The 13,085-nt window shown below is 69.5% G+C and carries 18 protein-coding genes; 15 read left to right on the forward strand and 3 right to left on the reverse strand.

Going from position 1 to position 13,085, the window contains the following annotated elements:
- Positions 1-118 precede the first annotated feature (118 nt).
- Together ISO16_RS15695 and ISO16_RS15700 are read right to left on the reverse strand one after the other, a co-directional pair.
- On the reverse strand, positions 119-1,303 hold the full coding sequence (locus tag ISO16_RS15695; protein ID WP_043799955.1) for a 4-hydroxybenzoate 3-monooxygenase: 1,185 nt from the start codon (positions 1,301-1,303) through the stop codon (positions 119-121).
- A gap of 98 nt (positions 1,304-1,401) precedes the next feature.
- Positions 1,402-2,142, reverse strand: a complete 741-nt coding sequence (locus ISO16_RS15700; protein ID WP_006944058.1) for an IclR family transcriptional regulator — start codon at positions 2,140-2,142, stop codon at positions 1,402-1,404.
- Positions 2,143-2,224: 82 nt separating this feature from the next.
- Here ISO16_RS15700 and ISO16_RS15705 point away from each other — a divergent pair, with 82 nt between their 5' ends.
- The 9 genes from ISO16_RS15705 (at position 2,225) to ISO16_RS15745 (ending at position 7,317) form a co-directional block, all read left to right on the forward strand.
- Entirely contained in the window at positions 2,225-2,845 is a 621-nt protein-coding gene (locus ISO16_RS15705; RefSeq protein WP_006944059.1) for an AIM24 family protein, read from the forward strand.
- An 11-nt stretch (positions 2,846-2,856) separates the two neighbouring features.
- A complete protein-coding gene (locus ISO16_RS15710) occupies positions 2,857-3,573 on the forward strand; it encodes an AIM24 family protein (RefSeq protein ID WP_206530738.1) in 717 nt (238 codons plus the stop codon).
- On the forward strand, positions 3,522-4,325 hold the full coding sequence (locus ISO16_RS15715) for an AIM24 family protein (RefSeq protein ID WP_442800797.1): 804 nt from the start codon (positions 3,522-3,524) through the stop codon (positions 4,323-4,325). The genes ISO16_RS15710 and ISO16_RS15715 overlap by 52 nt, the downstream gene beginning before the upstream one ends.
- 196 nt (positions 4,326-4,521) lie before the next feature.
- Positions 4,522-4,719 (forward strand): (2Fe-2S)-binding protein, encoded by a 198-nt coding sequence (locus ISO16_RS15720; RefSeq protein WP_006944063.1) that lies wholly within the window; start codon positions 4,522-4,524, stop codon positions 4,717-4,719.
- Positions 4,720-4,764: 45 nt separating this feature from the next.
- A complete protein-coding gene (gene bfr / locus ISO16_RS15725) occupies positions 4,765-5,241 on the forward strand; it encodes a bacterioferritin (RefSeq protein ID WP_006944064.1) in 477 nt (158 codons plus the stop codon).
- On the forward strand, positions 5,238-5,702 hold the full coding sequence (locus ISO16_RS15730) for a carboxymuconolactone decarboxylase family protein (RefSeq protein ID WP_006944065.1): 465 nt from the start codon (positions 5,238-5,240) through the stop codon (positions 5,700-5,702). Before bfr ends, ISO16_RS15730 begins: the two co-directional genes overlap by 4 nt.
- 45 nt (positions 5,703-5,747) lie before the next feature.
- Positions 5,748-6,209: a MarR family winged helix-turn-helix transcriptional regulator gene (locus tag ISO16_RS15735; RefSeq protein WP_072636573.1), complete on the forward strand. Its 462-nt coding sequence runs from the start codon at positions 5,748-5,750 to the stop codon at positions 6,207-6,209.
- A 17-nt stretch (positions 6,210-6,226) separates the two neighbouring features.
- Positions 6,227-6,517: a GNAT family N-acetyltransferase gene (locus ISO16_RS15740; RefSeq protein WP_072636574.1), complete on the forward strand. Its 291-nt coding sequence runs from the start codon at positions 6,227-6,229 to the stop codon at positions 6,515-6,517.
- Between the two features lie 17 nt (positions 6,518-6,534).
- Positions 6,535-7,317 (forward strand): putative protein N(5)-glutamine methyltransferase, encoded by a 783-nt coding sequence (locus ISO16_RS15745; RefSeq protein WP_072636575.1) that lies wholly within the window; start codon positions 6,535-6,537, stop codon positions 7,315-7,317.
- Positions 7,318-7,327: 10 nt separating this feature from the next.
- On the opposite strand, the gene ISO16_RS15750 is transcribed toward ISO16_RS15745, so the two are convergent.
- On the reverse strand, positions 7,328-7,849 hold the full coding sequence (locus ISO16_RS15750) for a CGNR zinc finger domain-containing protein (protein ID WP_006944073.1): 522 nt from the start codon (positions 7,847-7,849) through the stop codon (positions 7,328-7,330).
- 26 nt (positions 7,850-7,875) lie between these two features.
- Here ISO16_RS15750 and ISO16_RS15755 point away from each other — a divergent pair, with 26 nt between their 5' ends.
- The 6 genes from ISO16_RS15755 (at position 7,876) to ISO16_RS15780 (ending at position 12,917) form a co-directional block, all read left to right on the forward strand.
- Positions 7,876-8,046, forward strand: coding sequence for a hypothetical protein (locus ISO16_RS15755; protein ID WP_006944075.1), 171 nt, complete (start codon positions 7,876-7,878; stop codon positions 8,044-8,046).
- Between the two features lie 32 nt (positions 8,047-8,078).
- A complete protein-coding gene (locus tag ISO16_RS15760) occupies positions 8,079-8,600 on the forward strand; it encodes a J-domain-containing protein (protein ID WP_006944077.1) in 522 nt (173 codons plus the stop codon).
- Positions 8,601-8,864: 264 nt separating this feature from the next.
- Positions 8,865-9,773, forward strand: a complete 909-nt coding sequence (locus ISO16_RS15765) for a polyphosphate polymerase domain-containing protein (protein ID WP_072636576.1) — start codon at positions 8,865-8,867, stop codon at positions 9,771-9,773.
- Positions 9,774-9,842: 69 nt separating this feature from the next.
- Complete coding sequence (locus tag ISO16_RS15770) at positions 9,843-10,520, forward strand: DUF4956 domain-containing protein (protein ID WP_006944084.1); 678 nt, start codon at positions 9,843-9,845, stop codon at positions 10,518-10,520.
- A complete protein-coding gene (locus tag ISO16_RS15775) occupies positions 10,520-12,088 on the forward strand; it encodes a CotH kinase family protein (RefSeq protein ID WP_230304362.1) in 1,569 nt (522 codons plus the stop codon). The genes ISO16_RS15770 and ISO16_RS15775 overlap by 1 nt, the downstream gene beginning before the upstream one ends.
- A 226-nt stretch (positions 12,089-12,314) precedes the next feature.
- On the forward strand, positions 12,315-12,917 hold the full coding sequence (locus ISO16_RS15780) for an AAA family ATPase (protein WP_072636577.1): 603 nt from the start codon (positions 12,315-12,317) through the stop codon (positions 12,915-12,917).
- Positions 12,918-13,085: the final 168 nt, after the last annotated feature.

Genomic DNA, 13,085 nt, shown 5'->3' on the forward strand with positions numbered 1-13,085 from the left:
CCGCGTCCAGCGGGAACTTGTCGTCGGAGCTACTCGGCCGACGCCGCCGTCACGGCCCGCTCGGCGCGACAAGCTCCCGTTCGACCCGGAGCAGGCTGCACGCGGAGGCGTCGGCGCGTCAGACCAGGGGCCACCCGGTGTACTGCTCGGCGATCAGGGTGCGCCCGGCGACGGAACGGGTGATCGCGTCGAGCTCGGCGTCCTGGCGCTTGTTGTCGAACGGGCTGCTGCCCGGGTGGGCGTGCAGCATCGACGACATCCACCACGAGAAGTGCTGGGCCCGCCACACCCGCGGCAGCACTTCCGCGGTGTAACCGTCGAGCCGGCCGCGTTCACCGCGGGTGAGGTACTCGTCCATCGAACGGGCCAGCACGAACACGTCCGCGACCGCGAGGTTGAGCCCCTTGGCGCCGGTCGGCGGGACGGTGTGCGCGGCATCGCCGGCGAGGAACAGGTTGCCGTGCTGCATGGGCTCGCACACGAAGCTGCGGAACTGCAGGATCGACTTCTCGAAGATCCGGCCGTCCTTGATCTCGGCCCCCTCCCCGTCGACCCGGGCGTGCAGTTCGCTCCAGATGCGGTCGTCGGACCAGTTGGCGACGTCGTCGTCCGGGTCCACCTGCAGGTAGTGCCGCTGCACGTCGGCGGTGCGGGTGGAGATCAGTGCGAAGCCCCGCTCGTGCCGGGCGTAGATCAGTTCCTCCGACGAGCGGGGCGCCTCGGCGAGGATGCCGAGCCAGGCGAACGGGTACTGCCGGAAGTGGTCGGTGCGCACCTGCGGCGCCGGAATCAGACCGCGGGTGCCGGTGCGCGAGCCGTCGCAGCCGGCGACGAGCAGCGCGTCGAGGCGCTGCGGGTTGCCCTGCGCGTCGGTGTAGGTCAGGTACGGCCGATCGGTGAGGTGGTCGTGGACCTGCACGTCGGAGACACCGAAGCGGAGGTCGCCACCGTCGGCGAGACGGCGGGCGATGAGGTCCTTGTTGACCTCGTGCTGCGGGTAGACGGTGACCGCGCGCCCGACGAGTTCGTCGAACGCGATGCGGTGCCCCCTGCCGCCGAAACGGAACTCCACGCCGTGGTGCTCGTAACCCTCGGCCTTCAGCCGGTCGCCGACGCCGGTCTCGACCATGAGGTCGACGGTGTTCTGCTCGAGCACGCCGGCGCGGATGGTGGCCTCGATGTCCTCCCGCGAGCGCGCCTCGAGCACGACGGACTCGATGCCGCGCAGGTGCAGCAGGTGCGACAGCATCAGCCCGGCGGGGCCGGCGCCGACGACGGCGACCTGGGTGCGGGATTCGCTCATGGGGGACTCCTCGGGATCGGGAAGCGGTGACGACCCTCACTGTCCCGAAGGAAGGTCCACGTCGTCACCCCCCACTTTCACTCAGCGAAAGACAGCTTTCAGGTCAGCCGCCGGGAGATGCCGCTCGCCGCCGCTCGCATGGCCGGGATCAACGGCGCGGGATCCGCATCGATCGACACCACCACCGATATCGCCGCGACGACCCGGCCGGAACGCTCCCGGATCGGTGCCGCCATCGCCATCGTGCCCACGTTCAGGTATTCGCGGCAGATCACGATGCCGGTGCGGCGGACGCCGTCGAGCACGCGCCGCAACCGGGCCTCGTCGGTGATCGTGGCGGGGGTGAACCGTTCGAGCCCGGCATCGAGCACCTCCTGCAGCAGCTCGGGCCCGCCGTGGGCGAGCAGCACCAGCCCACCGCTCGACGCGTGCAGCGGCAGCCGGCCGCCCGCCCGGCCGACCACGGCCACGGCACCGCGCGCCGACAACCGCTCGACGTAGAGCGCCTCGAGCCCCTCCCGGACGACCAGCTGCACGTTCTCCCGGGTCGCATCGAACAGGTCCTCGAGATAGGGCATCGCCACCTGGCGCAGGCCGTGCGCGCGGGGCGCGAGGGCGCCGAGCTCCCACACCCGCACCCCGACCTGATAGCTGCCGTCCGCACGGCGTTCGAGTGCCCCGGCGTCGACGAGCTGGCCGCACAGCCGGAACACCGTCGGCAGGGGCAGCCCGGTCCGGCGGCTCAGTTCCGACTGGGTCAGGCGCGGGCGCTCGGCGGTGAACGCGCCCAGCACGGCGAAGGCGCGGCCGAGCAGGGTCCGGTCGGGAACATCGGGCACGCACCCATTGTGGGGGTGTCCGCATCGGGCGGGCGCGAGCCGGAAGGGCGCACCGGCGGCCGAGCGTCTATCGTGTTCGCGCATGCGACTGGTCGAGAGATCGAAACGGGTCATAGAGGCGCACCTGAACAACACCAGCATCCGGGCACTGTCGGGGTCGATGGTGGCGTACGAGGGTCAGGTGCAGTTCAAGTCGGCCGGATTCGGCGGCGGCGAGGGCGTGCTGGCCGGCCTGCGGCAGCGGGCCACGGGTGAGGGCCTGTCGCTGATGGAGTGCGCCGGCAACGGCGTGGTCTATCTCGCCCATCAGGGGCAGGACGTCACGGTGCTCGAGTTGAACAACGAGACGCTGCAGGTCGAGTCGGAGCAACTGCTCGCCCTGAACGGCAACCTCACCACGAACGTCACGTTCGCCGGGGTGCGCGGCAACATGAGCGGCCAGGGCCTGTTCACCACGACGGTCACCGGCAGCGGGCAGGTCGCGCTGCTGTCGGCCGGTGGCCCACTGATCCACCTCGAGGTCTCGCCGCAGTACCCGCTCGTCGTCGACCCGGACGCGTTCGTGTGCGCGAAGGGACAGTTGAGCCAGTCGTTCGTCACCGACGTCTCGTGGCGCACGTTCGTCGGTCAGGGCAGCGGCGAGGCGTTCTCGCTGCGGTGGGACGGCATGGGCGTCGTGTCCATCCAGCCGGCGGAGCGGTGAGGGAGGCAGCGATGACGGAGACAGCGGTGTTCTCGAAGATCAACGGCAAGGTCGTCAAGGTCGATCTGAACCAGTCCGGGCCGGTCGTCGCCCGTCGCGGCGCGATGCTGTTCTACACCGGCATGGTGCAGTTCGCTCCGCACCAGGTACCCGGGGCCGGTGGGATGCCGGGCATGGGCGGGATCGCCGGGATGGCGGGACGGATGATGCAGGGCGAGCACGAACGCACGATGCTCGCGCAGGGCAACGGCGTGGTGCACTACGGCTTCCGCGGCCTCGAGGTGCACGTGGTGGACCTGTCCGCGGGCGGCGAGCTGCGGGTGGAGGCGTCGCGGCTGCTGGGATACACCGCGAGCCTGCAGAGCTCGGTGGTGTCGATGTCGGCGCCCCCGGCCGGGGGCGGCGGGGGCGGTGGCGGCTTCCTGGGCGCGCTGCGCAGCGCCGCCACCGGCATGGTGACCGGCACCGGCATGTTCACCACCCAGCTGTCCGGGCGCGGGGCCGCGGTGCTGCTCGGGCACGGTGGATTCCTCGAGCTGCAGGTCGGCGGGCCGGCCCCGGTCGTCGTCGACCCGCAGTCCTTCATCGCCGCCCACGGACCGGTGCGGACGGAACTGAAGTCCGCGATGAGCTGGCGCACCGCGGGGCGCAGCGGCGGCGAGGGCCTCCAGCTCGAATGCACCGGTCAGGGCATCGTCTACGTGCAAGCGTCGGAGGAGAAACTGTGAGCGTCGTCCTGAACCCGTCCCACCTCGTCGGCAGCGACAACCTGCCCGGCAACCACTACGCCTTCTGCATCGACCTGCAGAGCCCGTGGTTCCTGTCCAAGGGCGCGATGATCGCCTACTACGGGCAGGTGCAGTTCACCTCGCTCACCCACGGACTGCAGGGGCAGCTGCTGCAGATGGTGGCGCACCAGTTCTCGGCCCCGCTGTACATGGGCGACTACGTCGTCGCCGAGGGGTACGGGAAGCTGATCCTCGGTGACCGTGGGTACGACATCAACTCCTACGACCTCGACGACGGCAACCTCACCATCCGGGCCGCGAACCTGCTCGCGTTCGAGCCCGGGCTGTCGCTGAACCAGTCGATCGTGCCGGGCTTCCTCACGCTGATCGGGACGGGCAAGTTCCTCGCGTCGTCGAACGGGCCCGTGATGTTCGCCGAGCCGCCGCTGCGGGTCGATCCCGAGGCGCTCGTCGGGTGGGCGGACTGCCCGTCGCCGAGCCATCACTACGACGAGGCGTGGGTCAACGGCTTCGTGGCGGCGGGGGCGCGCATGTTCGGTGTGCAGTCCGGCGAGGAGCGGCAGTTCGACTTCACGGGCGCCGGGACCGTGCTCATCCAGTCCAGCGAGAAGGTGATCGACGACAGCACGATCGTCCGGACCATCGAGGGACAGCTACCGGGTCTGACCCCCGGCGGTCTGCAGCGGATCAACCAGGTGGTGGCGTCGCAGTTGCAGTCACAGCAGCACTGAACTCGGCAGCCCTGAACTCGGCAGCCCTGAACTCGGCAGCCCTGAGCCCGGCAGCACCGGCCTCAGGGCACCCCGGGCCGGGACTGGGCACTTGCCCGGGGCGCCCGAGGCCGGATTGTGACTACGCTCACAGGTAAGCCACACCTCATTGAGGTAAGGTTTGGTGAACCTAAGTAGTACGTCCAGGAGGGTCTCGATGATCGTCTGCAGCTGCCACGCTCTCTCGCACCGGCACATCGAGGCCCACATCGCTGCCGGGGCGCGCTGCACCCGCGAGATCGGCGCGGCCTGCCGCGCCGGCACCGACTGCGGACGGTGCGTCCGAAATATCTCGGCGATCGTTCGCGCATCCCGCGAGCGGGATGAGAGGATCGAACTCGAGACCGCCGTCTAGACCCCTACCCGGCGGTCGATCCGCGTTCGGTCCCCGGGAGGCGCCATGAAGGGCGACAAGAAGGTCATCGAGTACCTCAACGAGCAGCTCACCGCCGAGCTCACGGCGATCAACCAGTATTTCCTGCACTCGAAGATGCAGGACAACAACGGCTGGACCAAGCTCGCCGCGCACACCCGCGCCGAATCCTTCGAGGAGATGCGGCACGCCGAAACCCTCACCGACCGGATCCTGTTCCTCGAGGGCCTGCCCAACTACCAGCGGCTCGGCACGCTGCGGCTCGGCGAGACGGTCAAGGAGATGTTCGAGGCCGACCTGCAGGTCGAGATCGAGGCCCGCGACCGCCTCCGCAAGGGCTCCGAGTACATGCGCTCGGTCAGCGACATCACCTCGGCCCGCATCTTCGAGGAGATCCTCGCGAACGAGGAAGAGCACATCGACTACCTGGAGACCCAGCTGGGCCTGCTCGAGCAGCTCGGCGAAGCCCTCTACATCTCCGTGCACGTATCGCCGCCGGAGTGAGCGAGGCGCGCGTCCCGATCGACAAGCAGACCCGCCCGGTGTACCGGGCGCAGATCGAGGTAGCCAAAGCGATCCGCCAGGCCACGGCCGACGCCGGACTCGAGCGTCGGCTCGTGGAGCTGGTGAACGTACGCGTCTCCCAGATGAACGGCTGCGCCTACTGCCTGGACGTGCACGTCCGGGACGCCCTGCGCGAGGGCGAGACCACCCAGCGACTCGCGGTGCTGCGAGCCTGGCGGGAGACGGACCTGTTCACCGAGCAGGAGCAGGCCGCTCTCGCCCTCGCCGAGTCGATCACCACGCTGCCCGACAGTCACCTGCAGGACCGGGACTACGACTTCGCGCGCGCCCGGCTCACCGAGGACGAACTCTCCGCGATCGCGTGGGTTGCCGTGGCGATGAACGCGTTCAACCGGATCTCCATCGTCAGCCGGCACCCGGTACGTCCCCCGCAACAGTGACGGCCGAATTGATTTCCTGAGCAACCACCCGGTTATTCTCGACGGATGACGAAGACCCGGTGGCTCAGCGACGACGAGCAGCGCACCTGGCGCGCCTACCTCGACAGCACCCGGCTGCTGATGAGCGCCCTGGACAAGCAGCTCACCCAAGACTCCGGGATGTCCCTCACCGACTACGAACTGCTGGTCGCCCTCTCGGAGGCCCCCGGCCGGCGGCTGCGCATGCGCGCCCTCGCCGACGCCGTCGTCACGACCCGCAGCGGCGTCACCCGCGCGATCAGCCGCCTCGTCGACGCCGGCTGGGTGCAACGCGTCGAATGCGACGAGGACAAGCGCGGCATGCTGGCCGAACTCACCGAGGCCGGCGCCGCGAAGCTGGCCCAGGCCAGCCCCGGACACGTCGAGGCCGTACGCTCCTACGTGTTCGACCTGCTCAGCCGTCAGGACGTGACCCGCTTCGGTGACACGTACACCGCGATGCGCGCGCACCTGCTCGACAACACCTGAACAGCCGGAGGAATGCCATGAGCGACCCGTCCGTCTTCGCCGTCCACAATCCGCAGCAACAGCGCTACGAACTGCGCGACGGCGACACCGTCGTCGGCTACACCCAGTACCACCCCGACGGCGACGTTCAACTCGTGTTCGACCACACCGAGGTCGACCGCGCCTACTCGGGTCAAGGCCTGTCGAGCACGCTGGTGCGGTTCGCGCTCGACGACGTGCGTGCCCGCGGCAAGCGGGTGGTGGCGATCTGCCCGTTCGTCGACGGCTTCATCGACAAGCACCCCGAATACAAGGATCTCGCCGACTGAGACCGGGACACCGCCGCATGCCGACTCCGCCGGATCCCTCCGCCGTCGCGGCCACCCTGCGGCGCGCGGGTTGCGTGTTCGCGGAGGAGGAGGCGCGGCTGCTCGTCGAGGCCGCCGGCACGCCCGGCGAGCTCGCCGGCATGGTGGACCGGCGAGCCGCCGGCGAGCCGCTCGAGCACATCCTCGGCTGGACCGAGTTCCACGGCCTGCGCATCCTCCTGGACCCCCGGGTGTTCGTGCCGCGCCGGCGGAGCGAGTTCCTCGTCGATCGCGCCGTCGCTCTCGCCCTGCCCGGCGCCGTCGTCGTCGACCTGTGCTGCGGCTCGGGGGCCCTGGGTGCCGCGGTGGCGACGGCCGTTGCCGGGGTGGACCTGCATGCGACGGACCTCGATCCCGCCGCGGTGCGGTGCGCGGGCCGCAACGTCGCCGCGCTCGGCGGCCGGGTGTACGAGGGCGACCTCTACGACCCGCTCCCCGAGGTGCTGCGCGGGCGCGTCCATCTCCTGCTCGCGAACGTGCCGTACGTACCGACCGCGGACCTGGCGCTGCTGCCCGCCGAGGCCCGGGACCACGAGGAGCGCATCGCCCTCGACGGGGGCGCCGACGGCCTCGACCTGCTGCGGCGGGTGACCGCGACGGCCGGGCGATGGCTGGCACCGGGCGGGCACCTGCTGGTCGAATCGAGCGAGCGGCAGGCCGCCGGGATCGCCGAGTGCTTCGCACGCAGCGGGCTGATCCCGCAGGTGGTACACAGCGACGACGCGTTCGCGACCGTCGTCGTCGGCACCGCTCCGCGCTGATCGTCCCGGCTCACCCGACGTGCGCGGCCCGGTGCCGGCGCACGGCGTCGCGGTTCGCGCACCGCGGCGAGCAGTACCGCTGCCGCCCGTTGCGGGAGGTGTCCGCGTAGACGTGGTCGCACTCGTCGAGGGCGCAGCGGCCGAGGCGGTGCATGCCCCGGCCCACCAGGTGCAGGGCCGTTCCCACGGAGACGAGGGCCTCGACGACACCGGCGAGGGAATGCTGGTCGTCCCGGTAGTGCAGGTGCCAGCCGTCGCCGGCGTGGTTCGTCATGCGCGGGTACGCCGATGCGGCGGCAAGCATCTCGTTGACCAGCGCGGCGCGCTCGGCGTCCCCGGTCGCGTCGACGACGCGGCACCAGCGTCCGAGCATCGCGCCGACGCCGAGCAGGTCGTCGGCACCGACCGGGAAGTCGATCACCAGGCCCGCCTCGACGCAGCGCTGCACCAGCGCGTCGACGGTCACGGGTGGGTCGTTCACCAGATCCGCGGCGAGCCGCACGGCATATTCGCCGTAAGGGTTGAGATGCACAATGCCATTACATCACGCTGGGTGGCATGCAGACATCCCATCGCCACCACTGGACCGAGGTCTCCCGCCACCCGACGAGCGAAGGTGTGGTGCACTACCAGCGCTGCGCGTGCGGCCGCTGGCACATGGTCGCGACGCCCCTCGTCTCCGATCCGATCGGCGTGTCGGCGACGGTCCCGGTCACCCCGCGACCGTGAAACCCGGCGCCCCGCGGAGGACAATCGCCTCCATGACCGAGCGCAAGCGGCCGGACATCACCTTCGAGTCGTGGATCGAACGTCAGATCCGCGTCGCGCAGGAGCGGGGCGACTTCGACAACCTCAGGGGAGCCGGCAAACCCATCCCGCATCGCAGCGACGACGAGCTGTGGTGGGTGAAGGACTATCTGCGCCGGGAAGGACTGTCGACCGAGGCGTTGCTGCCGCCCCCGCTGCAACTGCGCAAGGAGATCGAGCGGTTGCGCAGCACCGTGCTCGACGTGCCCTCCGAGCCGGCGGTGCGGCAGATCGTCCGGGAGCTGAACCGGCGGATCGTGGACTGCCTGCGCGCACCGAGCGGCCCCCTGGTCCCCATCCACAGGGTCGACCCGGAGGAGGTGGTCCGGCAGTGGGCCGCGGACCGGGCGGAGCTGCGGTCGAAACGCGCCGAGCGGGCCGCGGCAGCGGCCGCCGTGCTGCGCGAGTATGCCCCCGAGCCGCCGCGTCGGCGCTGGTGGCACCGAGTCCTGGGAATCCGGTCCGCCGGAACCTGAGGCGCAGAGCGGCGACGAGTTCGCTCCCCCGAATCCGCACGACCGCACAGCCGCGCGGTCCACAGCCGTCCGCGACCACCATTCGCTGATTGTCGGGGCGTTCGTCGGTTCGTGTCGCGGAGACGAAGGTGCCGTCCCGCTCGGCGTACCCGTTGCCAGCAGACTGCCAGGAACGTCCCAAGGTTCCTCGAGCGTCACCGGCTGTACTGGTGTCGTTCGCATCGCGTTCACCGCACAGCGGTTCGCCGACGAGAGGCCGGTTCCATGGGAGTGTTCGACCGATTCCGCACGTCCTCCGCGAAGGGCACGCACCGGGCGGAGGACGTCCCCACCGCACCGACCGGCTACCAGCAGACCGCCGGCAGGCTGCACGCCTTCAACCGCTACGAGATCAAATACTTCGTCGACGAGATGAAGGTCCCCGAACTGCGGCGGGAACTCGCGGCGCGGATGGACACCGATCCGTATTCGCCCCACGGCGGGTACCCGGTCACCTCGCTCTACTACGACACGCCGGACCTGCGGTTCTACTGGGAGAAGATCGAGGGCCTGCGGTTCCGGCGCAAGCTGCGGATGCGCCTGTACGGCAACCCTTCCGAATGCACCGACGACACGCCGGTGCACATCGAGATCAAGCAGCGCGTCAACCGCGTCACCCAGAAACGGCGCATCGCAGTGCCGTACGGGAACGCGCGACGCTGGCTCGACGGACGGCAGGAGATCGACTGCGAACCCTCGCAACGCCCGTTCGTCCACGAGGTGACGACGCTGATCGGCAACCTCGACCTGCGGCCGATCGTGACCACCGGCTACCTGCGGGAGGCGTTCGTCGGCCGCGAGGCCGACCTCGGCCTGCGAGTGACGATCGACCACAAGGTGCACGGCCGCGACCGCGACTTCCACTTCCCCTCGGGAGCACAGAACCGGTTCGTCGTCCCGCCGAGGCTGGCGATCGTCGAACTGAAGGCCAACGAACGCGTTCCGTACTGGGCGACCGATCTGACCGCCCGGCTGGACATGTCGGTCGTCCGCGTCTCGAAGTACTGCCAGTCCGTCGAGGCGTTCGGCCTCGCTCCGCGCTCCCGGATGGGCGCCCCCGAACTCGTTCTGCCGCAAGGCTTCGACGACCGTGTGCCGACCGGTCTCTTCGAGACCTCGACGATGGCGCGCTGACCGCCGCACCGTCTGCCCGCGTCCCCCGCACGGGCGCCGTTCCCGTCCCTACACCGAACCAGGACCATCATGAATTTCGACCTGCAAGACCTCAGCGGGACGTTCACGACGTTCGACATCATCGTGTCGCTGTCGCTGTCGTTCGTGCTCGCCTCGATCATCGGCTGGGTCTACCGCCACACCCACAGGAACGTCTCCTACAGCCAGTCCTACGTGCAGACCCTCGTGCTGGTCGGCATGGTGATCTCGCTGATCATGCTGGTCGTCGGCTCCAACATCGCCCGCGCGTTCGCACTCGTCGGCGCCCTGTCGGTGGTTCGATTCCGCAACGCCATCAAGGAAACTCGCGATGTAGGCTTCATCTTCCTGGTGATGGCCGTCGGCATGACGACCGGCACCCGCTTCTACCTGCTGGCGATCGCCGCGACGATCGCGATCTGCCTGGTGCTGCTGATCATGAACAAGTTCAACTGGTTCAAGCTCGACGTCCAGCGTCAGGTCGTGAAGGTGCAGGTGCCGCCGGAGCAGGAGTACAACGCGCTGGTCGAGGACGTGCTCATCCGGTACTGCTCCGAGTTCGAACTGGTCTCGACCGAATCCGTTCGCTCCGGTGCGCTGACCGAGCTGTACTACACCGCGCAGCTGAAGAAGGGCACGAAGCCGAACGAGCTGATCTCGGCCCTGAGTGCGGTCAACACCGGCCAGCGGGTGACCGTCCTGACCGGATACGACCAGACGGACATCTGATGGACGACACACCCACCGCCGGGCAGTCGCCGCCGCGGCGCCGGCTCCGGCACCGGGTCCCGACGTCGCTGCGCCGGCACTGGAAACTCCTGGCTGTGTTCGTCGTGTTCGTGACGATCCTGGCGACCGTGTTCGGGGCGACCCGCATCCGCCCGTACATCACCGGCGACCCGACGATCATCGCCTCGGAGATCACCGACAACATCACCGGCACGGTGGACCTGTTCGACGCCTCGGTCCCGCACGAACTGTCGGTCGAGATCACCGACGCGGAATACGACGAGATGATCACCGCCTTCCAGAGCACCGGCGAGAAGAAGTGGGTCACCGCCGATGTCACCATCGACGGCACGCTGATCACCGACGTCTCGGTGCGGTTGAAGGGCAACTCCACCCTCATGGGCGTGCGCGGCGAGGACGCCGGGCCCGGCGGCGAGGGCTTCGAGCCCCCGGAGGGGATGGAGCTGCCCGACGGATTCGATCCGGCGGCCATGGGCGGCCCGGGCGGCATGTCGCAGGCGTCCGAGGACGATCCGACGTCGCTGCCGCTGCTCATCAGCTTCGACGAGAACGCCGGCGGCCGCGCCTACCAGGGCATGACCGAGATCTCGGTGCGCCCCGGCTCGCCCGTGCTCAACGAGGCGATGGCCCTGTCGCTGACCGCGGAGACCGGGCAGCCGACGCAGCGCTACGCGTACACGGTCTATTCGGTCAACGACAGCGCCACCACCACGCGCCTGCTGCTCGAACACCCCGACGACACGTATGCGAACTCCCTGTTCGACTCCGACGGCTACCTGTACAAGGCGGACGCGTCGTCGCGGTTCGAGTACATCGGCGACGACCAGTCGGACTACGCCGACCAGTTCGAGCAGATCAATGCGGTCGGGACGGGGAACCTGCAGCCGGTCGTCAGCTTCCTGAAGTGGCTGGACTCGGCGAGCGACGAGGAGTTCGGCGCACACCTGTCGGAGTGGGTGGACGTGGACTCGTTCGCGCGGTACGTCGCCACGCAGAACCTGCTCGTCAACGGTGACGACATGAGCGGGCCGGGCCAGAACTACTACCTCTGGTACGACCTGCAGACGGGCAAGCTCTCCGTCGTGTCCTGGGACCTGAACCTGGCCATGCAAGGCGATGTCACCACCGGCCCGCACGACACCGTCTCGATGACACCCGGCGCGATGGGCGGCCCCGGGCAGGGCGAGGCCGGCACCGCGGCGGCCGACCCCGGCACCATGCCCCAGCCGCGTGGGATGCTGCCTCCGGGCGCAGCTGCACCGCAGGGCGGGCAGGGGGCAGGCCGGGTGCAGTCCGGCAACAGCCTGAAGACACGGTTCCTCGAATCCGACGCCTTCACCCAGGTCTACGAGGACGCCTACCGGGACCTCCACGAACAGATGTACGGCAGCGGACGCGCCCTCGAGATGCTCGACACCCTGGTCTCGACCGTCCCTGTCAGCGACGCACTCCCGGCCGCTTCCCTCCAGTCGAGCGCGGACTCGATGCGGTCCTGGATCGAACAGCGCACCGCTGCGCTCGCGGAGCTGCGTGACAGAACTGCGTGACAGTCGACCGGACGAGGCGCGAGCGCCGGGCCGCGAGGTGCGGCCCGGTTTCACAGCCGGACCTCAGGAAGGACTCAGCGTCGGCCCAGTCCCTGCCGGCATTCTGGAGACGGCAGAATCGATCACGAATCTGCCCGCAGGGAAAGGAATCGTCATAACCACCTCAGCTCCGACGGTCCCCCACCCGGGACACCCGTCCGGGCGCGACACCGGTGCCGTCTTCCTGATGGCCGGTGGCGTTCCCGGAGCGGGTAAGAGCACCCTGCTTCGCCGGATCGAGCACGACATCCCGGGTCTGACCGTTCTCGATCCGGAGCGCCGAGCCGAACGCCTCGCCGCCGCGCTTCCGCCGGGCCTGCCGTATCGCTGGTATCGGCCACTGGTCCATCTCATGCACACCCTCGACGTGGTGCGCACCCTCCTGGCCGGACCGCACCGGAGCGAAGGGCCTGTGGCCGTTCACGACACCGCCACGCGCAGGCGCCGACGCGACTGGACGGCCCGCCTGGCACGGCGACGAGGCTGGACGCCGGTGCTGGTCTTCCTCGACGTGCCCCGCGATGTCGCGCGGGCCGGACAGCACGCTCGCGGGCGCGTGGTGAACGAGTCGTCGTTCGCGCGGCACTGGCATCGGTGGACGGCTCTGCGACCGCACCTCACCCGCGAGGACGACGCCCCGGCCGGGGGTCCGTGGGACCACGTCGTCGTCACCACTCGCGACGATGCGAAGATCCGGGTGTTCGGATTGCTGACGCAGGACGGGACGGACCGCTGCGCACTCGGCGGCGGATCCCCCGTGCGCGCAGTGACGATCTCCGGTACGCAGTGACAATCTCCGGCACCGCAGTGGCGATCTCCGGCACCGCAGTGGCATCGGCACCTCGGTGACCGGTGTCCCCGACACGTGTCGGGTTCACCGAAGGCGCACTTCCCAGCAGATCCACGGCTCACTCCCATGGACGCCCGAGGGTCGTCCGGTTGTGTGGGTGCGTGAACG

The sequence above is a fragment of the Rhodococcus sp. M8 genome (assembly GCF_015654185.1).
GTDB lineage: Bacteria > Actinomycetota > Actinomycetes > Mycobacteriales > Mycobacteriaceae > Rhodococcus > Rhodococcus aetherivorans.